The 20689-nt window shown below is 66.8% G+C and carries 18 protein-coding genes and 1 tRNA gene; 14 read left to right on the top strand and 5 right to left on the bottom strand.

The window, feature by feature from the left end; translation table 11 throughout:
• Window positions 1–41: 41 nt before the first annotated feature.
• From mvk to AD89_RS0103355, 6 genes are read left to right on the top strand one after another with little or no spacing between them, the layout of a single operon-like run.
• Window positions 42–1004 (top strand): mevalonate kinase, encoded by a 963-nt coding sequence (gene mvk, locus AD89_RS0103380; RefSeq protein WP_025777197.1) that lies wholly within the window; start codon window positions 42–44, stop codon window positions 1002–1004.
• Window positions 1001–2017, top strand: coding sequence for a diphosphomevalonate decarboxylase (mvaD, locus tag AD89_RS0103375; protein WP_025777196.1), 1017 nt, complete (start codon window positions 1001–1003; stop codon window positions 2015–2017). Before mvk ends, mvaD begins: the two co-directional genes overlap by 4 nt.
• Window positions 2014–3117: a phosphomevalonate kinase gene (locus AD89_RS0103370; RefSeq protein WP_025777195.1), complete on the top strand. Its 1104-nt coding sequence runs from the start codon at window positions 2014–2016 to the stop codon at window positions 3115–3117. The genes mvaD and AD89_RS0103370 overlap by 4 nt, the downstream gene beginning before the upstream one ends.
• Window positions 3107–4267: a type 2 isopentenyl-diphosphate Delta-isomerase gene (gene fni, locus AD89_RS0103365; RefSeq protein ID WP_025777194.1), complete on the top strand. Its 1161-nt coding sequence runs from the start codon at window positions 3107–3109 to the stop codon at window positions 4265–4267. Before AD89_RS0103370 ends, fni begins: the two co-directional genes overlap by 11 nt.
• A complete protein-coding gene (locus AD89_RS0103360) occupies window positions 4264–5367 on the top strand; it encodes a hydroxymethylglutaryl-CoA reductase (RefSeq protein ID WP_025777193.1) in 1104 nt (367 codons plus the stop codon). The genes fni and AD89_RS0103360 overlap by 4 nt, the downstream gene beginning before the upstream one ends.
• Window positions 5364–6635: a hydroxymethylglutaryl-CoA synthase family protein gene (locus tag AD89_RS0103355; RefSeq protein ID WP_025777192.1), complete on the top strand. Its 1272-nt coding sequence runs from the start codon at window positions 5364–5366 to the stop codon at window positions 6633–6635. Before AD89_RS0103360 ends, AD89_RS0103355 begins: the two co-directional genes overlap by 4 nt.
• Window positions 6636–6814: 179 nt before the next feature.
• On the opposite strand, the gene AD89_RS0103350 is transcribed toward AD89_RS0103355, so the two are convergent.
• Window positions 6815–6898: transfer RNA gene (locus AD89_RS0103350), tRNA-Leu, on the bottom strand.
• A 388-nt stretch (window positions 6899–7286) separates the two neighbouring features.
• On the opposite strand from AD89_RS0103350, the gene AD89_RS0103345 reads away from it, so the two are divergent.
• The 7 genes from AD89_RS0103345 to pknB all read left to right on the top strand — a co-directional run bounded on the left by AD89_RS0103345 (window position 7287) and on the right by pknB (window position 16974).
• Complete coding sequence (locus AD89_RS0103345; RefSeq protein WP_025777191.1) at window positions 7287–8153, top strand: DUF3662 and FHA domain-containing protein; 867 nt, start codon at window positions 7287–7289, stop codon at window positions 8151–8153.
• Entirely contained in the window at window positions 8150–8659 is a 510-nt protein-coding gene (locus tag AD89_RS0103340) for an FHA domain-containing protein FhaB/FipA (RefSeq protein WP_025777190.1), read from the top strand. Before AD89_RS0103345 ends, AD89_RS0103340 begins: the two co-directional genes overlap by 4 nt.
• A gap of 53 nt (window positions 8660–8712) precedes the next feature.
• Window positions 8713–10080 carry a PP2C family protein-serine/threonine phosphatase gene (locus AD89_RS0103335; RefSeq protein ID WP_231488398.1) on the top strand — a complete coding sequence of 456 codons (1368 nt, stop codon included), beginning with the start codon at window positions 8713–8715 and terminating at the stop codon, window positions 10078–10080.
• Window positions 10080–11672, top strand: a complete 1593-nt coding sequence (locus AD89_RS0103330) for an FtsW/RodA/SpoVE family cell cycle protein (RefSeq protein WP_025777188.1) — start codon at window positions 10080–10082, stop codon at window positions 11670–11672. Before AD89_RS0103335 ends, AD89_RS0103330 begins: the two co-directional genes overlap by 1 nt.
• Complete coding sequence (locus AD89_RS0103325) at window positions 11669–13138, top strand: peptidoglycan D,D-transpeptidase FtsI family protein (RefSeq protein WP_025777187.1); 1470 nt, start codon at window positions 11669–11671, stop codon at window positions 13136–13138. The genes AD89_RS0103330 and AD89_RS0103325 overlap by 4 nt, the downstream gene beginning before the upstream one ends.
• Window positions 13135–14970 (top strand): protein kinase domain-containing protein, encoded by a 1836-nt coding sequence (locus AD89_RS0103320; RefSeq protein ID WP_025777186.1) that lies wholly within the window; start codon window positions 13135–13137, stop codon window positions 14968–14970. The genes AD89_RS0103325 and AD89_RS0103320 overlap by 4 nt, the downstream gene beginning before the upstream one ends.
• A 117-nt stretch (window positions 14971–15087) precedes the next feature.
• Window positions 15088–16974, top strand: coding sequence for a Stk1 family PASTA domain-containing Ser/Thr kinase (pknB, locus tag AD89_RS0103315; RefSeq protein ID WP_025777185.1), 1887 nt, complete (start codon window positions 15088–15090; stop codon window positions 16972–16974).
• Window positions 16975–17075: 101 nt separating this feature from the next.
• On the opposite strand, the gene AD89_RS0103310 is transcribed toward pknB, so the two are convergent.
• The 4 genes from AD89_RS0103310 to AD89_RS0103295 form a co-directional block, all read right to left on the bottom strand.
• Complete coding sequence (locus tag AD89_RS0103310; protein WP_025777184.1) at window positions 17076–17588, bottom strand: GyrI-like domain-containing protein; 513 nt, start codon at window positions 17586–17588, stop codon at window positions 17076–17078.
• A gap of 159 nt (window positions 17589–17747) precedes the next feature.
• Window positions 17748–18392 carry an anthranilate synthase component II gene (locus AD89_RS0103305; protein ID WP_025777183.1) on the bottom strand — a complete coding sequence of 215 codons (645 nt, stop codon included), beginning with the start codon at window positions 18390–18392 and terminating at the stop codon, window positions 17748–17750.
• Window positions 18389–18568, bottom strand: a complete 180-nt coding sequence (locus AD89_RS19850) for a hypothetical protein (RefSeq protein ID WP_127363522.1) — start codon at window positions 18566–18568, stop codon at window positions 18389–18391. The genes AD89_RS0103305 and AD89_RS19850 overlap by 4 nt, the downstream gene beginning before the upstream one ends.
• The gene (locus AD89_RS0103295) at window positions 18561–19607 is read right to left on the bottom strand and encodes a class E sortase (protein ID WP_025777181.1); all 1047 of its coding nucleotides are present in this window, start codon (window positions 19605–19607) and stop codon (window positions 18561–18563) included. Before AD89_RS0103295 ends, AD89_RS19850 begins: the two co-directional genes overlap by 8 nt.
• 308 nt (window positions 19608–19915) lie before the next feature.
• Here AD89_RS0103295 and AD89_RS0103290 point away from each other — a divergent pair, with 308 nt between their 5' ends.
• Window positions 19916–20605 (top strand): cell division protein CrgA, encoded by a 690-nt coding sequence (locus AD89_RS0103290; RefSeq protein WP_025777180.1) that lies wholly within the window; start codon window positions 19916–19918, stop codon window positions 20603–20605.
• Window positions 20606–20689: the final 84 nt, after the last annotated feature.

Here is a 20689-nt window from a genome sequence, read left to right as displayed (position 1 = left end):
ATGATGGTGAAATCAATCCACAGACTCCGAAACCATCCTGCATGCACAATTCCTCTCAGACCGAACCCGCCCAGGGCACGTCCCAGGGCTTCGCCCACGCAAAGGCGATCCTGTTCGGCGAACACGCGGTTGTCTACGGCTCTCCGGCCGTCGCAGTGCCATTGCACGGACTCGGAGTCCAGACCGATATCCGCCGGTCCCCGCATCAGGAGACCCGGATCGAGAGCCAGCTGTTCTCCGGAAATGCGCAGACCGCTCCGGAGCCGATGGGCCCCGTCGTCGCCGGTCTCAACGCCGCCTTGACAGCCGTGGGGAACCCCGACGCCGAGGTGGAGCTGCTCATCCGTTCGGCGATCCCCCACAGCCGCGGCCTGGGTTCGAGTGCAGCCGTGGCCACCTCCGTGGCCCGCGCGGTCGCGAACCTGCATGCGACGGTCTTCGACGAGAACACCCTCCACGAGATCGTGCAGGCGGCCGAGACCGTCGCCCATGGCCGACCCAGCGGAATCGACGCCTGGGCCGTGGCCAAACCTGCCCCCATCCGCTTCCAGACCGGGTGCGCCCAGACCATCGACGTCGGTCAGCGCCTCGTCTTCGTCCTCGCGGACTCCGGTCATCACGGGTCCACCGCCGAGGCGGTCGGAGGAGTCCGTGCCCGCCGTGACGCCGATCCCGTGCGCATCGGAGGGATGATCGACCGTCTTGCCGAAATCACCGACGCCGCCGTCGACACCATCCGCTCCGGTGATCGTGAGGCGATCGGCACGCTGATGAACGAAGCCCATGGACTGCTCGGCAGCCTCGGCGTATCGACCCCGACCCTCGATTCCCTCGTGGAGGCCGCCACCGCGGCCGGAGCCCGGGGAGCCAAACTCACCGGCGGCGGACTCGGCGGCTGCGTGCTGGCCCTGGCCGATGACGATGATTCGGCCGAAGAGCTCGCCGAGGCTCTGCGCAAGGCGGGAGCACCCCGCACCTGGACGACGGAGGTCAGACCGACATGAGAACGACGACGGCGCGGGCCTACCCGAACATCGCCCTGGTCAAGTACTGGGGCAAGGCCGATGAGGAACTCATCCTGCCCGCCGCGGGCAGCCTGTCGCTGACGCTGAACCACTTCGAGACCACGACCACCGTGGTGCCCGCCCCGGACGCCGAGACCGATGTCCTCGAACTCGACGGCGCACTCGCCGATCCCGGTCAGACCGACCGCATCTCGACCTTCCTCGACCATGTCCGCGCTCTGGCCGGACGCGATGACCGGGTCCTCGTCCGGTCCCGCAACTCCGTGCCCACGGGGGCCGGTCTGGCCTCCTCGGCGTCGGGCTTCGCCGCTCTGGCCACGGCCGCCGCCGCGGCCTTCGACCTCGACCTCGCACCGCGCGATCTCAGCCGGCTGGCCCGCCGCGGTTCGGGGTCGGCCTGCCGCTCGATTCCCGACGGCATCGCCGTCTGGCACGCCGGCGACGACGCAGCCTCCTTCGCCGAGACCGTGCCCGCCCCGGATATGCGGATGATCATCGTCACCGTCAACCGGGCCAGGAAGGCCGTGTCCTCCCGCGAGGCGATGCGCCTGACCGCCGCCACCTCACCCTTCTACGCCGGCTGGGTGACCTCGACCGAGGACTATCTCGAGCAGATGGTCGCCGCGTGCGCGGCCGGGGACTTCACCCGTATCGGTGAGATCACCGAATCCCACGCCCTGCGCATGCACGGACTCATCCAATCCACCGTGCCGCCGATCCGGTTCCTCAATCCGACCAGCCACGCGATCTTCGACGCCGTGGCCGAAGCCCGCGAATCAGGGATCGAAGCCTATTCGACCGCCGATGCCGGCCCGAACGTCGCCGTCATCGTCCGCCCCGCAGACGCAGAAGCACTGGCCGAGCAGCTCTCCGGCTTCGGCGACGTCCGCGTCGTCGGACCGGGCCCGGGAGCCCACCTGCTCACCGCCGCCGACGAAGTCCCGCCCGCAGACGCAGTGAACCCGGCTGCGGGTGAGGGCAGCCGGGCATGATCGAGACCCGGGCGCCCGGCAAACTGTTCATCGCCGGCGAATACGCCGTCGTCGAACCCGGACAGCCTGCCGTGCTCATCGCCGTCGACCGGTGCATCACCGTCCGGCTGACCGAGAGCGAGGGTGCCGGCCGCATCCACTCGAGCGAATACGGTCAGGCCCCCGTCGTGTGGCGGCGCGAAGACGATGGTGAGCACATCATCGTCGATGAGCGCCCCTTCGACTATGTGCTCTCGGCGATCTCCACCGTCGAAGAGCTGCGCTCCGGCCGGGGTGCCAGCCCCCGCTACTTCGATCTCGAGATCTCCAGCGAGCTCAATGACTCCGACGGCCGGAAGTTCGGTCTCGGTTCCTCGGCGGCGGTGACGGTGGCGACGATCGCCGCTCTCGATGAGTTCTATCGCCTCGGGCTGACCCTGACCGAACGCTTCAAACTCGCCGTCCTGGCGACCATCGCGATCTCCACGAAGGCCTCCGGCGGCGATCTGGCCGCCAGCACCTTCGGCGGCTGGATCCGCTACTCCTCCCCCGACCGTGCGGCCCTGCACACTCACCGCGAGGCCCACGGGGTCGTCTCCGCCATGAGCTGCCCGGAGTGGGCGGGCTGTTCGGCCAGGCGGGTCACTCCACCGAGCTCGCTCGACCTCCTCGTCGGCTGGACCGGATCACCGGCGTCGACCGAACATCTCGTCACACGCGTGCACACCCCGGCACCGGAGAGGCACCGCCCGCTGAAGTCCTTCGCGGCCGAATCGCACACCCTCGTCGACGATCTCGTGGCCGCCTTCGACGCCGACGACGCCGAGGCGAGCCTGACCACGATCCGCTCCGTGCGCGCCCTGCTGCGGCGGCTGAGCGACTCCACGGGCAGCCTCATCGAAACCGAGGCTCTGCACGATCTGTGCGAGATCGCCGAAACCCACGGGGCCGCAGCGAAGCCCTCGGGCGCCGGCGGCGGCGACTGCGGAATCGCCCTTGCCCACTCACGGACCGAAGCACGAACCGAAGCACAGACCATTCTCAGCGGCTGGGAAGCCGCCGGAATCCGACCCCTGGACCTCGGTGCCCACCGAGAGGAAGGCGAGATCGATGAGTTCTGAGACCCCGGCATCAGCAGAGACCCCGGAGACCAAGGCCTCACGGGCCTCCCGCAAGGACGACCACGTACGCCTCGCCTCGGCGCAGCAGACCGAAGGCCCCCGACGGACCGACTTCGACGACCTCGAATTCGTCCACCATGCCCTGTCGGGAACGAACCCCGAGAGCGTCGACCTCACGGTGAACCTAGGCGATTGGACGTGGCCGACGCCCTTCTACGTCAACGGCATGACCGGCGGCACGGAGACCACGGCGAAGATCAACCGCGACCTGGCCATCGCCGCCGCCGAGACCGGCCTGCCCATGGCCTGCGGATCGATGAGCGTGGCCCTCGACGATGCCGAAGCAGCGAAGGGCTTCACCGTCATCCGCGAGGAGAACCCGAACGGCTTCGTCATGGGCAACCTCGGTGCCGGTCGCAGCGCCGATGATGCCCGCCGGGCCGTCGAACTGTTGGGTGCCGATGCCCTCCAGTTGCACATCAATCCGGTGCAGGAGACCGCGATGCCCGAAGGCACCCGCGACTTCTCCACCTGGCTGTCCGGCCTGGAGGACATCGTCGCCGCCTGCCCCGTGCCCGTCGTCGTCAAGGAGGTCGGATTCGGCCTCAGCCGCCGCACCCTGAGACTGCTCGCCGATATCGGGGTCCAGTACGCCGATGTCTCCGGCGCCGGGGGCACGGACTTCCTGCGCATCGAGAACGATCGCGCACCGGCTTCGGACTTCTCCATGCTCACCGGCTTCGGCCAGTCGGCCCTGGCCTGCCTGCTCGACGCCCCGGCCGAGTGGACGACCGAGACGACGATGGACGACGGCGTCTCGAACCGCGTGCTGCTGGCCTCCGGCGGCGTGCGCAACCCCTATGATGTCGTGAAAGCACTGGCCTGCGGTGCTCGCGCCGTCGGCGTCGCCGGCACGTTCCTGCAGACCGTGCTCGACCACGGTCCGGACGGGCTCGTCGATCTCGTACGCACCTGGCAGACTCAGACCTCGGCTCTGTTCGCCCTGCTCGGGGCGCAGCGGTCCACGGACCTCACGGCCACGGACCTGCTCACGCGGGGCCGCCTCGGCGAGTTTGCCCGCCTGCGCGGAATCGACGTCACCGCGCTCTCGCACCGATCCGACGTCCTTTCGAGGAGGAATCAGCTGTGAATCAGCAGACCACGATCACCGGGATCCCCACCACGTGGGTCGGTCCCCTGCGGGTCAGCGGCGAAGCGCTGGCTCCCGAAGGCACCCACACCGAGGTGGCCGTGCCCCTGGCAACGTACGAGACCCCGCTGTGGCCCTCCGTCGGTCGCGGGGCGTCGATCTCCCGGGAGATCGAGGGTGGGATCCGCACCGTCATCGTCGATGAGCGGATGACCCGGTCCGTGCTGTTCGTGGCCGAATCCGCGATCGGCGCCGAGGCTGCCGCCCAGGCCATCCGTCACCGCACCCGCGAACTCGAATCCGTCGTCGAGGCCGGGTCCGGCCACTGCCGGCTCATCGAGATCCACCCCGAGATCGTCGGGAACCTGCTCTTCGTCCGCTTCGCCTTCCGCACGAACGACGCCTCGGGGCACAATATGGTCACCCAGGCCTCGGATTCGCTCATGGACACCATCCTGTCCTGGCAGCTGGGCCTCGACTACGGCTCGGTGTCCGGCAACTTCTGCTCGGACAAGAAGGCCACCGCGGTCAACGGGATCCTCGGTCGCGGACGCAATGTCGTCGCCGAGATCGTCCTGCCCCACGAGGTCGTCGATCGTCGCCTGCGCACGAGCGCGGAGAAGATCGTCGAACTCGTTGTGCGCAAGAACCTCGTCGGGTCGACGATCGCCGGAGCCCTGCGTTCGGCGAACGCCCACTATGCGAACATGCTGCTCGCCTTCTACCTGGCCACCGGTCAGGATGCGGCGAACATCGTCGAAGGATCGCAGGGCATCACCTATGCGGAGAACCGCCCCGAGGGCCTGTACTTCTCGACGACGCTGCCGCACCTCATCGTCGGCACCGTCGGCAACGGCAAGGATCTGCCGCATGTCGATGAGGCGCTGGAACGTCTCGGCTGCCGTGAGCATCGTGAGCCGGGAGCGAATTCGCGTCGCCTGGCCGCGCTCATGGCCGCGACCGTGCTGTGCGGTGAGCTCTCACTGCTCGCCGCGCAGACGAACCCGGGTGAGCTGATGGACACTCACCGTCAGATGGAACGCAAGGCTGAGGAAGAGCGGGATTCCGCCGCTCAGCGAGAGGACGGCGAGGCCGCATGACATCACACACGGCTGCGGGCACTGCACCGATCGGCATCGATGACATCGAACTGGCCACCAGCCATCATGTCGTCAGTCTCGATGACTTCGCCGCGGCGAACGGAACCGATCCGAACAAGTTCCGCCTCGGCCTCGGCCAGGACGAGTTCAGCTTCCCGGCCCCCGATGAGGATGTCGTGACCATGGCGGCCGCGGCGGCCGCGCCGATCATCCGGCGCAGCGGTTCCGAGGGCATCCGCACCCTGCTGTTCGCCACCGAATCGGGTATCGACCAGTCGAAGGCCGCCGGTATGGCCGTGCACTCGCTGCTCGACCTGCCGTCGCAGATGCGCGTCGTCGAGGTCAAGGAAGCGTGCTATTCGGCGACGGCGGCGCTGCAGGCCGCCGTCGGCATCGTCACCCGCTCTCCCGGCCAGCGGGTACTCGTCATCGCCTCGGATGTCGCCCGCTACGAACTCGACACCCCCGGTGAGCCCACTCAGGGCGCCGGTGCCGTGGCGATGCTCGTCTCCGCGGAACCGAAGCTGCTCGAGATCGAACCGGTCTCGGGGCTGAACTCGGCCGATGTCGACGACTTCTGGCGCCCGAACGATTCGACGACCGCGATCGTCGACGGGGCACTGTCGGTCACCGCGTACCTCGACTCGCTCACCGGAGCGTGGACCGATCTGGCCGCGCAGGGCGGACCGGCGATGACCGAGATCGACCGCGTGCTCTACCACCAGCCGTTCACGAAGATGGCGAAGAAGGCGCAGGTCCACCTCGCCGGACTCACCGGTGAGGATCTCGAGACGGAGATCGTCGCGGGTACCGGCGCGGGCGCTGATGCAGCCGGCGCGGGCGCAGATGCTGTCGGCGCCTCGGATGCGGGCCCCACCGGCCCGCGCGATACCGGGCTGGCCACGAGCACCCTGTACAACCGTCGCCTCGGCAACTCCTATACCGCTTCGCTCTATGCGGGACTGTGCTCACTGCTCGACCACGATGAGGATCTCGCGGGCAAGCGCATCGGATTCTTCAGCTACGGATCGGGCAGCGTCGGCGAGTTCTTCACCACCCGCGTCGTCCCCGGCTACGAGGAGCATTCACGCCGCCAGGCCGTCACGGACGCGCTCGACGCCCGAGTGCCGCTGTCCATCGACGCCTATCGCGCGCTCCATGCGACCGAACTCTCCAGCGCCGACGACGTCACGACCCCGAAGGTGACCGCGGGACCGTTCCGCTTCGCCGGGATCAAGGGCGGTGCCCGCCTCTACGAGCGCGCCTAGGCGGCCCACCCGACGCCCCACGCATTGCGTAAGGCCCAGTTTGAGTTGAACAGCCCATGTTTGAAACAGGGCTGTTCAACTCAAACTGGGCCTTTCGCGAGTTTTCAATCGACCGCAGACACGACGAAGCCCCTCACCCTGACCCTGTCGGGACCCGGTGAGGGGCTTGTCATTCGCTGTGCGCGAGGGGGGACTTGAACCCCCACGACCTTGCGGCCACTGGCACCTGAAGCCAGCGCGTCTACCAATTCCGCCACTCGCGCGAACAAGGTAAAACTCTAGCATCGGAGACGGCGAAACTGAAAACCGAGGAAGCCGAAACCGCCCAAACGTGTCCACCTTCACATTCTCGCCGGTCGCCGCGCCGGCGACTCACCCCGCGGCGAAGGCCCCACTGCCTCCGCGGCTGCTGCGGTGACTCGCCCCCCGAGCCCGACCCCGCCGACCTTCACTCTTCCCTGGACGCGCGCAGGGAATCACGGCACAGCTTCGCCCTGCGAACACGCGTGACGTGAGTTGAGAGCCTCACCGCGTTAGGATTGGGTGTTGATGTGCCCAGAGTGCACGTGATCAGGACCACCTGGTCAGAGCACTCGGAGCCGCTTGGCGAAGAGTTCGTCCGGCAACGGCAACACCTGATGAGGAGGTGCCATGGGGTTACTCGATCGCTTCGAGAAGGGGCTGGAGAACGTCGTCAACGGCGCCTTCGCGAAGGCCTTCCGATCCCAGGTCGAACCCGTCGAGCTCGCCGGAGCCCTGCGCCGTGAGGCCGACAACAAGGCCGCCGTGGTCTCCCGCGGTCGCACCCTGACCGCCAACCACTACGTCATCGAGCTCTCGCAGACCGACCACGACCGGCTCTCCGGCCTCGAGTCCGAGCTGCGCTCCGATCTGCGCCAGGTCGTCGGCGATCACGCCGTCGAACAGGCCTACAGCTTCGTCGGCCCCGTCTCCGTCGAATTCGCTCTCGCCGACGACCTCGACACGGGAATGTACCGCGTCGTGTCCTCGACCCAGCGTCCCGACGGCTCTCCTGCCGCCCAGCCGGCCAACCGCGGCGGCTACGACCCGATCTCGCGGGCGAATCCGATCGTCGGCGAGTCCCCGAACTCCGGCTCTCGGCCCGTGACCCCGCGCCGCTCCCCGGAACCCGCCCGTTCGACCCCGGCCGCGGCACCCCGGCAGAACTCCGCCGCCCGTCCCGCACCGGCACCGGCACCCGCTCGCAGCATCGAAGCCAGCGTGACCATCGACGGTCGCACGCAGATGCTGCGCCAGGGCACGAACACCTTCGGCCGCTCCTCGTCGAGCTCCGACTTCGTCATCGACGATCCCGGCGTCTCGCGCCGTCACTTCGAGATCGTCGTCGAGGGTGACCGCGCCGTGGCCAACGACCTCGGTTCGACGAACGGCACACTGCTGCACGGACGCAAACTGACATCGGCGACCCTGTCCGACGGCGATGTCCTCCTCGCCGGAGAGGCCGAGGTCCACTACAACGAGCGGGACGCCCAGTGAGCGAATTCACCGTCACCGTCTTCCGGTTGGCATTCTTCATCATCCTCTGGCTCTTCGTCCTCGGAGTCGCCGGAGTCCTCCGTCGCGACATCTTCGGCCCCCGGAAAGCCCGCGCCGGACGGAAATCTCGCCGAGGCGGCTCCAAGTCCGCCCCACCGCCACCGTCCCGTCCGGCTCCCGCACCTCGCCCGGTTGCCGCTCCGGCCGCCCACGCCCATCCGGGCACCATCCGCATCACCGACGGTCCCTTGGCCGGGCAGACGCTCATGCTCTCGGGGGCGCCTGTGACCTTCGGGCGGGCTCCCGACAACACGATCATCATCAATGACGACTTCGCCTCCAGCCATCACGCTCGGATCTCTGCGAAGAACGGGGCCTGGATGCTCGAAGACCTCGGATCGACGAACGGCACCATCGTCGACGGCTCACGCATGACCGGACCCATCCAGCTGGCTATCGGCACCCGGATCACCATCGGACATACGACCCTGGAGACCCAATCGTGACGACCGGCGGTACCATCACTCTCCGTTCGGCAGCCCGGTCTCACACCGGGCTGGTGCGTAAGAACAACCAGGACTCCGGCTATGCGGGACCCAATCTCCTGCTCATCGCCGACGGAATGGGCGGTCACGCCGGCGGGGACGTCGCCTCGGCGATCACCGTGTCCCGCCTGGCCGAACTCGACCGCGAACCCGGAGGCGAGGACGCCCTCGAACTCCTCCGCACCTCGATCCTCGAAGCCAATGACCGCATCTGCCGCGGCGTCGGTGAACAGCCCGAACTCGCCGGAATGGGCACCACCGTCACCGCTGTTCTGCGCGCGACCGGCAACCGCTTCGCTCTCGCCCATATCGGCGACTCGCGCGGCTATGTGCTGCGCGACGACAAGCTCCAGCCGATCACCCACGACCACACGTTCGTGCAGATGCTCGTCGACGAGGGCCGGATCACCCCCGAGGAGGCCGAGACCCATCCCCAGCGCTCGGTGGTGATGAAGGTCCTCGGCGATGTCGGGGCCTCTCCCGACCTCGATCTGTCCCTGCGCGAGGCCCAGGTCGGCGACCGCTGGATGCTGTGCTCGGACGGTCTGACCGGATTCGCCGACATCGACGACATCACCCGCGTGCTCAAAGAGGTGGCCGACCCCGACGAGGCCTGCCGTCAGCTCATCGACCTGGCATTGGCAGGAGGCGGCGCCGACAATGTCACCGTCGTCGTCGGCGATGTCCTCGAGGGTGAGGTCGAGACCACCGCAGGCGTGTCCGTCGGCTCCGTCCACCTCAACCCCCGCTACGCCGCGATCGGTGCGAACCCCGACGCCGAGGCGGCCGTGGGCACCGAAGCCCATGCGACCTTCGCCGACGACGACGTCTCCGCCGACACCGCACCGATCCAGACCGTGGACGGCGAGGACGGCGAAGCTCGCGACGGCACGACACAGCAGCTGCGAACGAACACCGCTGCAGACGAGGAGGCCGACCTCGACGATGAGGTCGAGAAAAGGTCCTACCTCGGATGGATCATCACCGCCATCGTGATCGTCGCGCTGGCCGTCGGCGGATTCTTCGCGTACAACTACGTCAGCCACCAGTACTATGTCGCCGATGACGACGGCAAGGTCTCCCTCTACCGCGGCCTCGACACGACGCTCGGGCCCATCGAGCTCAGCCGCCTCGTCGACACCACGGACATCGAGGTCGACAGCCTCAACAGCTACTCCCAGGACCGTCTGCGCGGATCGATTCCCGCCGGTTCACGTGATGAGGCCGATCGCATCATCGACAATCTGCGCAAGGAATCCGATCGCTCCTCCGGCATATCCGGCGACGTCGAAGACTCCACGAGTCCGAGCGACCCGGCCCCCTCACCCCCGGATTCGAAGTCCGCGGACCCCAGTGACGCCATCACCCGGGAGTCGCAGTGATGAACCAGGCTCCCTCGCAGACCGCGCGCCCCAGAACCTACCGGCTGGCCGAGCTCGGTCTCCTGATCCTGGCAATCGCCGTCGCCACCAGTGCCTACGCCCTCGTCGGCCTCGGTGTCGAAGACACCATCCCGGCCAATGTCTACGGCTATGCCGCATGGCTGGCCGCACTCGGCGTCATCCTCCACCTCATCGTGTGGATCAAGGCGAAATACGCCGATCCCGTGCTCGTGCCGATCGCGGTGCTGCTCAACGGACTCGGCCTGGCCATGATCTACCGCGTCGACCTCGGCCGTGACGAATACCTCGGTTCGGCGATGACCCAGCTGGTGTGGATGACACTCGGCGTGGGCCTGGCCATCGCCGTGATCTTCGTCGTCCGCGACCACCGCTGGCTGCGCCGCTACACCTATGTCTCGGGCTTCGCCGCCCTGGTCTTCCTCGTGCTTCCGCTCATCCCGGGCATCGGCAAGACCATCAACGGCGCCCGCATCTGGATCGGCGTCGGACCCCTGTCCTTCCAGCCCGGTGAGATCGCGAAGATCCTGCTGGCCATCTTCTTCGCCGGCTACCTCGTCACCTACAAGGACCAGCTCGTCGCCGCCGGACCGAAGATCCTCGGCATCCGCTTCCCCCGTCTGCGCGACTTCGGACCTATCGTCGTCGCCTGGGTCGCCAGCGTCGGCGTCCTCGTCTTCGAACGCGACCTCGGCACCTCGCTGCTCTTCTTCGGCCTCTTCGTCGCCATGCTCTACGTGGCCACCTCGAAGGTCTCGTGGATCATCCTCGGCCTCGGATTCTTCTCCATCGGTGCGGTAGCGGCGACGTTCCTCTTCTCCCATGTGGACCAGCGTGTGTCCGGGTGGCTCAATGCGCTGACCCCCGAGGAGTACAACAAGACTCCCGGTGGTTCCTACCAGCTCGTGCAGGGTCTGTTCGGCATGTCCAACGGCGGACTCATCGGCACCGGCTTCGGCGAAGGCCGACCGAATATGGTCCCCTACGCCGAATCCGATTTCATCTACGCCAGCTTCGGTGAGGAGATCGGCCTGGCCGGACTCTTCGTCATTCTGCTGTGCTACCTCTTCATCTTCCAGCGCGGAATCCGCACCGCTCAGCAGCTGCGCGACGGCTTCGGCACTCTGCTGGCCACGGGTCTGTCGTTCACGATCGCCCTGCAGGTCTTCGTCGTCGTGGGCGGCGTCACACGTCTCATCCCGCTGACGGGTCTGACCACGCCGTTCCTCGCTCAGGGCGGTTCCTCGCTCATCGCGAACTGGATGATCATCGGCCTGCTGCTGCGGATCTCGGACAATGCCAGGCGCCCCGTCGAGGAATTCCACACCGGAGTCCTCAGAATCACCGAGGATCCGCAGCCCGTTCGGGCAGGCGCCCCTGCCGAGGACACGGCCGCCTCGGCGCGCACCGTCGACGAGGATGCCCCCACCACGAACCTGCCGCCGGCGGATGACCGTGCGTTCGACGGTGAAGCCCCCACGACGAACCTGCCGTCCGCGGGCGCACGGCCCCGCGGTGAGGCTCCCACCGACTCCGATGCCGCCGACCAACGACCCACTGGAGGTGAACGATGAAGAAGCCATTGACGCATATCGCCGTCGTCGGATTCGTCATGTTCGCGCTCCTGTTCGGGTCGACGAGCTGGGTGCAGTACGTGACTGCGGATTCGCTGAACAACAATCCGCTGAACAACCGCCGGATCCTCGACCAGCTGGCCCGTGACCGCGGTCCGATCCTCGTCGACGGCACCCCGATCGCGTATTCGGAACCGGTCGACGACAAGTACAAGTACCAGCGCAAATACGGCTCGGACAACCTCGATCCGCGCGCCTACGCCTCCCTGACCGGCTACTACTCCATCGTGTCCGGGGCCTCCGGCATGGAGCGCGCCGCCGGTGACTACCTCTCCGGCGATTCCGACGCCCTCTTCTACGACAAGGTGGGCAGCTTCTTCACCGGTGAGCAGCCTCGCGGCGCCGCCGTCGAGCTGACGATCGACCCGAAGGTCCAGCAGGCGGCGTGGGACGGACTGGGCAACCAGAACGGCGCCGCCGTGGCTCTCGACCCGAAGACCGGGAAGATCCTGGCCATGGCCTCGACTCCGGGCTGGGACCCCAATGCCCTGGCCAGCCACGACGCGACCGAAGCCAGCCGCGCCTTCAAGAACCTAGAAGCCGCCGACGGCAAACCCGCCTACAACCGCGCTATCGGCGGCAACCTCTACCCGCCCGGCTCAACATTCAAGGTCCTCGTCGCAGCGGCCGCCCTGGAATCCGGGGACTACGAGCCCGATTCGCAGCTCAACGGACCGGCCACGCTCGATCTGCCGCAGACGACGGCGACGATCGGCAACTCGCATCCCGGTGCCTGCCGCAACGGGGGCAAGCCGACCCTGGCCGATTCGCTCGCTGAATCCTGCAACACCTCATTCGCCTCCCTGGGCATGGATCTCGGAGAAGACGCGATCGCGGAGCAGGCCGAGAAGTTCGGATTCGGCGAGGATCTCGAGATCCCTCTCAATGTCACCCCGTCCTCCTTCCCGTCCGACCTCAATCCGCCGCAGCTGGCTCAGTCCTCGCTCGGTCAGTACGAGGTCAGGTCGACTCCGCTGCAGATGGCGATGATGACCGCGGGAATCGCCAACGGCGGAAAGATGATGAAGCCCCAGCTCGTCGACAGGGTGCTCAATGCCAACACCCTCGAACCGATCTCCGAGACCCGCCCGAGCCAGATGTCGCGTCCCGTGTCCGGAGATACGGCCGACAAGCTCACCGACATGATGACCGGTGTGGTCGAGAACGGCACCGCCTCGGTGGCGAAGATGGGCGACACGAAGGTCGCAGCGAAGACCGGCACCGCCCAGCACGCCGAGGGCGCGGCACCCCATGCCTGGTTCATCTCCTTCGCCCCGGCCGACGACCCTCAGGTCGCGGTCGCGGTCGTGGTCGAGAACGGCGGAAACGCGGGCAACGAAGCTTATGGTGCGACGGTCGCAGGACCGATCGCGAAGAACATGATGGAAGCGGTGGTCGAGAAATGAGACCCGTCGAAGGCACCCTGTTGGGCAACCGATACAAGCTCACCTCCCGCATCGCCGTCGGCGGCATGGGCGAGGTCTGGAAGGGTGTGGACTCCGTGCTCGGCCGCGAGGTCGCGGCGAAGATCCTCAAGGACGAGTACCTCTCCGAATCGACCTTCCTCGCCCGGTTCCGAGCCGAGGCCCAGAACATGGGTCGGGTCTCCGATCCGGGAATCGCCGGCGTCTACGACTACGGTGACGAGCAGGGTTCGCCCTACCTCGTCATGGAATACGTGCCCGGTGAGGCCCTGTCGGCCATCATCGAACGCAGCGCGCCCCTGTCAGAGGCCGATACGCTCTCCATCGTCACCCAGGCCGCTTCCGCCCTCGGCGCCGCCCACAAGGTGGGCGTCATCCACCGTGACATCAAGCCCGGCAACATCCTCATGACTCCGGACTTCCGGGTCAAGATCACGGACTTCGGCATCGCCCGGGTCACCGATCAGGCCCCGTTGACGAAGACCGGGCAGGTCATGGGCACCGCCCAGTATCTCGCTCCCGAACAGGCCACCGGCAAGGGGTCGGGGCCCGGTTCCGACCTCTATGCACTGGGCATCATCGCCTATGAGGCCCTGGCCGGTCAGCGTCCTTTCACCGGAGACTCGCAGGTGGCCATCGCCATCGCCCAGGTCAACCAACAGCACCCGCCGCTGCCGGACACGGTCTCCGAACCGCTGCGCCGCTTCGTCGACTGCCTGCTGGAGAAGAAACCCGAACGTCGTCCCTCCGATGCCTTCAAGGTCGCCAAGGCCGCCGAGGCGCTCTCGGCCGGGGACATCGCCGGAGCCGAGGAGCTCGTCCCGCAGATGCGGCACGGGGCCGCCGCGTCCGAAGCCCTGACCCAGGTCTTCAACAACCCGGAGCCTACGGCCACGACGAAGACCCTGCCCGTCACCTCGGCGAACGATGCGACCCAGGTGTATCCGAACGGGGCCGCCGCCGGATTCGCCGGGGCCGTCGGAGCCGGAGCTGCCGGTGCCGGAGTCGCCGCAGCGAACACGGGACAGATCGATCCTAACGATCCGCAGAATCAGGATCCGGAGAAGGACACGCCCTCGAACAAGGGCCGCGTCCTCATCTGGATCCTTGCGATCATCGCCCTCATCGCCGTCGGCTCCCTGCTGTGGTTCTTCCTCGGCGGCGGAAATGCCGAACCCGAACCGGAACCGTCCACCTCGGCGCCGACCTCGGAGGCGGCGAAGACGATCGAGATCGATAAGAACGATTACATCGGACTCAGCGAATCCTCGGCGACGCAGAATCTCGAGAACCAAGGCCTCGAGGTCGAGACCACGGACATCAACTCGGAGCGCACCGCCGGAACGGTCGCCGATGTGGGCGAGGGCGACAACGGATACACCTTCGAAGAAGGCGACACCGTGACCCTCTACATCTCCGCCGGTCCCGCCGAGGCTCCGGAAGAGCCGGCCTCGGATTCGGGATCCGATCCGGGTCTGGGCAATGACTCGGAGTCGAGCTCGGATTCCGATTCCGCATCCGATTCGCAGGATCAGGGTTCGGACTCCGATGACAACGGCTCTTCCTCCGACCAGGACTCCTCGAGCTCGTCGAACTCCTCGTCGGACTCCGAGACCTCGAGCGAAACGGACTCCTCGTCATCGACGGATACGTCCGGAGAGTCGGACTCCTCGGGCTCCGGCGATTCGGCGGACAGCAACAGCGGCTCGAACCCGAACAGCGGCAATGACGGGACGGGCAGCAACCCCGGCTCGTCGAGCGGTTCGAACTCGGAGGCCGGTGGCAACCCGAACGGAAACAACGGCAATGAATAGACAGTGATCGACACAGAGCAGCGATTACGAGAAGCGAAGAGTTTGAGATACTGAAACTCGACCCGGCTCAGGTGAGAATGAAGCCTGAAGCTCGGGTGAGACAAGCGGAGGACATACATGAGTGAACCCAAGGTGCTGTCGGGGCGTTACGAAGTTCGTGCGCTCCTCGGCCGTGGGGGCATGGCAGAAGTGCATGAGGGCGTCGACAACCGTCTCGGCCGTCGCGTGGCCATCAAACTTCTGCGCTCCGATCTCGCCCGCGATCCGTCTTTCCACACCCGTCTCAAGCGCGAGGCCCAGTCCGCGGCCGGTCTCAATCATCCCGGAATCGTCTCCGTCTACGATTCGGGAGAAGAGGAATTCGTCGAATCCGGCGGCTCGTCCGTGTCCGTGCCGTTCATCGTCATGGAATACGTCGAGGGTCAGACCCTGCGCGAAGTCCTCAACGAGCACGGCACACTCACCGTCGACGAGGCCCTCAATGTCATCGCCGGGGTGCTGGCTCCACTCGAGTACTCCCACCGCAACGGCATCGTCCACCGCGACATCAAACCCGCGAACGTCATGCTCACCCCCGAGGGCGACATCAAGGTCATGGACTTCGGCATCGCCCGGGCGCTCAAGGACAATTCGGGGCTGACACAGACCCAGTCGGTCGTCGGCACCGCCCAGTACCTCTCCCCCGAGCAGGCCCGCGGCGAAGTCGTCGACGCTCGCTCCGACCTGTACTCGACCGCCTGCCTGCTCTACGAGCTGCTGGCCGGCCGTCCCCCGTTCGTCGGCGACTCCCAGCTGGCCGTGGCCTACCAGCATGTCGGGGAGACCCCGCAGCCGCCGAGCTTCTTCAATTCGGACATCCCACCGGCCGTCGACCGGCTCCTCCTCCACGCGCTGCTCAAGGACCGTGACGCCCGGTATCAGGATGCCTACACCTTCCGTGAGGACGTGCTCGCCGCCCGCGACGGCCGCCCCATGAGCTTCGAGGACGACGTCGACGCCACGCAGGCGTATCCGATGATGGCCCCGCCGATGACCGCTCCGATGGCTTATGCCAACGAGGCCGAGGCCGCTCCCGAGACCGGGCCGGTCTCGGCGATCATGACCAATCAGGAGGAGCGGCCGCCGCAGAAGCGGTCGCGCGCCTGGGTCTGGATAGGCAGCATCTTCGTCCTCCTCGCCCTGGCCGCCGTGGCCCTGTGGGTGTACGAGATCAACAAACCCCCCGAGGTCATTCAGGTCCAGGTCACGGATGTGGCCGATATGGATGCCGACGAGGCCGAGGCGGCCCTCATGCAACAGGGCCTGCGAGTGGACACGGACGAGAAGTACAGCTCGGAAGTCGACGAGGGCAAGGCCATCGAAACCGATCCTCCGGGCGGTCAGAGGGTCGACAAGGACAGCGTGGTCAAACTGATCATCTCCTCCGGACCCGAGTCCGTGACGATCCCCGACGTCTCCGGAAAGACCGAGGAGGCGGCGCGGAAGATCCTCAACGACGCGGGTCTGCAGGCCGGCACCCATATCTCCCAGAATTCCCCGGATGTGGAGAAGGGCGTGGTCATCGAGACCAAGCCCGGTGACGGTCAGGAGGTCGATGTCGATTCGAATGTCGATCTCGTCGTGTCCTCGGGTCTCGTCAAGGTCCCCGATGTCACCGGCCAGACCGCCGAGGAGGCCTGCAAGACCCTCGAAGGCGATGAGTACCAGCTCACGTGCAAGACCGAAGAGGTCGAGACCGACGAACACGATGAGAAGAAGGTCTTCGAACAGTCCGCGACCGGCGGCAGCGAGGTCAAGCAGGGCTCGGAGATCACCGTGAAGGTGGCCAAGAAGCCGCCGGAGCCGTCGCCCTCGATTCCCTCGGTCCCCGGAGGCATCCCGACCTCACCCGGCGGCGACAGCGGAGACGACGGAGACGACGAGGGCGATCAGGACGCGAAGGACAAGGATTCGATGGGCGGAGGGCTCTTCGACAACTGGTCCGAAGGCATCATCGGCAACTGAGCCGCATCGCCTTCGGAAGCCCGGCGGCCGGGTCAGTCATCGACTGGCCCGGCCGCTGTCGTCTCCGGTGAGTGCCTGTGAGCGTCGGTGACGCTGTTGATTCAGTCCACGGTGAGGAACAGGTCGGTGCGCATATCGGCGGGATCCGCCTCGGGGCTGGGCTCGGTGACATAGAGTTCGATGAACGGCAGTCCCGGACGATGCCCGGCCGCCACCGCGTCCTTGAGCAGCTGTGCCCAGGATTCCCCGAGCCCGTCATATCCGCCGAGGTGGCTGCGCACGGCCATGGATCCGCCGGGCAGCTCCGCAGGGATGACGATATGCCCGCCGGCGATCGGCTCCGCGCTCTTCAGCCCCGCCGAGGTGGGGATCCCCACCTGCAGATCCACCGTTTCGCTCGGCTGCCGGGTGTAGAGGGCGAAGGCCGGTCCCGCGGGTTCGAGGCCCGCCGCGGAGAGCACCGGGAAGAGCCCGGAGAACGTGGCGTCGAAGAGCTCAGGCAGGTCGGACATGTGGACTTCGCGGGCCTCGACGACCGCTGCCGGAGTGGCAGGGACCTCGATGACGGTGAGTTCGGTGAACGGTTCCTCGCGCAGATAGGTCGGTTCTGACATCGTCGCTGTCTCCTGTTCGTCTCTCGTGCACGGCGCTCACGGTCGTGCACGGCCCCCGGCGCACATGCGGATCATCTGCGCACAGGGATCGCTGTGCTCACGATCATAACGATCGGCCACCTCGGCGAGAACCCTGAGACCCGCGATCGGCGGGAATTCTCAGGCGATCGCGGTCGCCAACGGGGACATGCCCGCCGCCGCCTGGGCGGCACCGTCGAGACCGCACACCTCGAGCCAGTTGCCGAGCATGAGGTAACCGCATTCGGTGAGCACGGATTCGGGGTGGAACTGGACGCCGAACAGCGGCTTCTCCCGGTGTTCGATGGCCATGACGATGCCGTCGTCGGTGCGGGCGGTGACGGCGAACTTCTCGAGATCGAGGGTCTCGTCGACGATCGCCAGCGAATGGTAGCGGGTGACGGTCAGCGGGCTCGGGCAGCCGAAGAAGATGCCTTCGCCGTCGTGGGTGATGACCGAGGTCTTGCCGTGCATGAGCACGGGTGAGTGGGTCACCTCGGCGCCGAACACCTCGCCGAGGGCCTGATGGCCAAGGCAGACGCCGAACACGGGCATGCCTGTCGTCTCCGCCCAGGACAGCAGGGGCGGGCAGACTCCGGACTCGGCGGGCACGCCGGGACCCGGGGACAGGAGGACGCCGTCGTAGGCGGACACGGTGGCGGCCACCTCGGCGGCGGGGATGTCGTCGTTGCGGACGACGTCGACGTCGGCGCCGAGCTCACGCAGATAGGACACGAGCGTGTAGACGAAGCTGTCGTAGTTGTCGATGACGAGGATTGAGGTCATTGTTGTCCGGTCTCGGTCACTGTGGCGTTGTTGAAGGGCATGTACGGGGCGATCACGGGGAAGACGTACTGCATGAGCAGGAGGACGACCGCCGCGATGAGGATGAGGGCGAGGATGAGCTTGACGACCCAGTTGCCCGGGAGGATCCGCCAGATGAATGCGTACATATCAGGCACCGCCGTCCTTGCTGACCTTGTCGTAGGCCTTCGAGTCCTTGATGCTGTCGGGCGCTCCGTTGCCGGCCGGCGTCCAGTCCGTGAGTTCGGCGTAGGCGACGTAGCGTTCCCGGGCGGAGAACATCGGGTTGCACGCCGTCATCGTCAGGATCCGGTCCTTGCCCTTGAAGTCGGGTGCGTCCGGCACGGGTGAGAGCACTTCGACGGCGTCGGGGAGGATGATGTCGAAGTTGCGGAAAGTGTAGGTGTAGAAGCCGTCCTTCGTCTGGACGATGATCTCGTCGCCCGGACGCAGGTTCGCGATCTGGTTGAACGGCTTGCCGTAGGTCACGCGGTGACCGGCGACGGAGAAGTTGCCGACCTCGCCGGGCATCGCCGAGTTCGGGTAGCGGCCCACGCCCATCCGGTTGAGCACGGGTTCGAGGTCGACGCCTTCGGCGACGGTGCGGTAGAAGTCGTCGCCGAAGCGCGGGATGTAGAAGATGCCGAAGGCCTCGTTCTTGTCCACGGGGTCGGCGACCACGGGTTCGTCCGGATCGTCGGGCAGTTCGTTCGGGTCCTGATTCGCCCAGTCCTGGGTGAGTTCGTCGGCGAGCACTTCGTTGTCGCGGTTGGCCTGGATGTCCGTCCACCACAGCTGCCAGACGACGAAGAGGATGAGGACGAGTCCGGCCGTGATGCACAGTTCGCCGAAGGTGCGCACGGTCCCGCGGATCGGGCCGAGCGGTTCCTTCGCCGTGGGCTGACGCCGACGCCGCTGTCGGGTTGGGGGAAGCTGGGGCTGATCCTCGCCGAGGCGGCCCTGCGTGGCTTGTCCGCCGTGACCCGGCGTGGATTGGCCGCCGTGACCCTGCGGGACCGCGGGCGGGACGTCGGAGTATACGGCGGTCGGTTCGCCCTGGACTGCGGCGGCCTCGGCTTCCCTGCGCCGCAGCTCGCGTCGGCTGGGCAGCGGCTGGTCACCGGCGGCAACGGAGCCGCCCGCGGACCGAGCGGATGAGTGACCGACCGGCTGATCGGCAGAGTGGGAGGTGGACATCCGTCTCTGAGCAGGACGGATAGTGGGTCGCGAGGGCGGATTCACGCCCGGCTCGTTACCCGAGGAGGAACTATTCACCACTTCTGCTCCGTGACTGTCACTGCATTGTCGGGGGCCGTCGAAGAATACAGGCGGGGACACCCCTATGCACCTTATCCTATGGGAATCTTCGTTCGGGGCGCGCTCGGGGCGCTTTCAGGGTAGTCGGAGTTTTTCACTGTGACCCCCGCCCCGAGTAGACTGGTCTGCGATCGTCCCCAACCATTCATTCGGCGACCCAACGACGGTCGACCGACAAAGGAGTACTTGTGGCCAAGTCCAAAGGACGCCCCCAGCGCACTTCTCGCACTTCGTCGGCGGCCAAGGCGAAGCAGGCCGAATCCGCTGAAGCGGTCGAGGCCGCCGAGGTCGAGGAACTCGAGACCGATTCGCTCGACACCGATGTCGCCGAGGCTGCGGACAAAGAATCGGCTGCGACCGAATCTGCTGCGGACGATCTGACGGACGATTCCGCGGACGAGGACGCGGAGAGCAAGGACTCGGACAAGGCTTCTGCGAAGGGCTCCGAGAAGGACTCCGAGACCGCGGCCGCCGGGAAGAAGTCCGACTCAGCCAAGGATGCGAAGTCGGCCAAGAGTGCGAAGTCGTCGAAGACCTCGGACTCGAAGGCCTCCGGTTCCACATCATCGGCTTCCAAGGCAACCGGTTCGAAGGGTGCGGCTGCCAAGCGCACCTCGCGTTCGGGCAATCCGGCCAAGCGGTCCCAGGGACGCAAGACCGCGAGCTACACCTCGACCTCGGGCCAGCAGACGATCAAACCGAACCCGAGCTGGTTCCTGCCGGTGCTCATCGGCCTGCTGCTCGTCGGCCTGATCTGGCTCGTCACCTTCTACATCACCCAGGGCGCTTTCCCCGTCGAAGCCTGGGGCAACTGGAACATCCTCATCGGCTTCGCCTTCTTCGTGGCGGGTCTGATCATGTCCACACGCTGGCGTTAGGCGCTCCCGGCCGCAAGCGCGTCGATTGTCTGGTCGATCCGCGGTGATTTCGAGCTCGGAATCGCCGCGGATCGACCAGACAAT

This window comes from Brevibacterium sp. VCM10, assembly GCF_000583215.1.
Lineage (GTDB): Bacteria > Actinomycetota > Actinomycetes > Actinomycetales > Brevibacteriaceae > Brevibacterium > Brevibacterium linens.
Note: the sequence above shows the minus strand (reverse complement) of the source record. Positions and strands in the feature narration are given on the sequence as shown.

Bases quoted from the DNA above. Each gene is read 5' to 3' on its own strand.
- AD89_RS0103330 (WP_025777188.1), top strand. From the start codon at position 10,080: ATGAACCAGGCTCCCTCGCAGACCGCGCGCCCCAGAACCTACCGGCTG.
- AD89_RS0103345 (WP_025777191.1), top strand. From the start codon at position 7,287: ATGGGGTTACTCGATCGCTTCGAGAAGGGGCTGGAGAACGTCGTCAAC.
- AD89_RS0103325 (WP_025777187.1), top strand. From the start codon at position 11,669: ATGAAGAAGCCATTGACGCATATCGCCGTCGTCGGATTCGTCATGTTC.
- AD89_RS0103305 (WP_025777183.1), bottom strand. From the start codon at position 18,392: ATGACCTCAATCCTCGTCATCGACAACTACGACAGCTTCGTCTACACG.
- AD89_RS0103320 (WP_025777186.1), top strand. From the start codon at position 13,135: ATGAGACCCGTCGAAGGCACCCTGTTGGGCAACCGATACAAGCTCACC.
- pknB (WP_025777185.1), top strand. From the start codon at position 15,088: ATGAGTGAACCCAAGGTGCTGTCGGGGCGTTACGAAGTTCGTGCGCTC.
- AD89_RS0103370 (WP_025777195.1), top strand. From the start codon at position 2,014: ATGATCGAGACCCGGGCGCCCGGCAAACTGTTCATCGCCGGCGAATAC.
- fni (WP_025777194.1), top strand. From the start codon at position 3,107: ATGAGTTCTGAGACCCCGGCATCAGCAGAGACCCCGGAGACCAAGGCC.
- AD89_RS0103310 (WP_025777184.1), bottom strand. From the start codon at position 17,588: ATGTCAGAACCGACCTATCTGCGCGAGGAACCGTTCACCGAACTCACC.
- AD89_RS0103295 (WP_025777181.1), bottom strand. From the start codon at position 19,607: ATGTCCACCTCCCACTCTGCCGATCAGCCGGTCGGTCACTCATCCGCT.
- mvk (WP_025777197.1), top strand. From the start codon at position 42: ATGCACAATTCCTCTCAGACCGAACCCGCCCAGGGCACGTCCCAGGGC.
- mvaD (WP_025777196.1), top strand. From the start codon at position 1,001: ATGAGAACGACGACGGCGCGGGCCTACCCGAACATCGCCCTGGTCAAG.
- AD89_RS0103355 (WP_025777192.1), top strand. From the start codon at position 5,364: ATGACATCACACACGGCTGCGGGCACTGCACCGATCGGCATCGATGAC.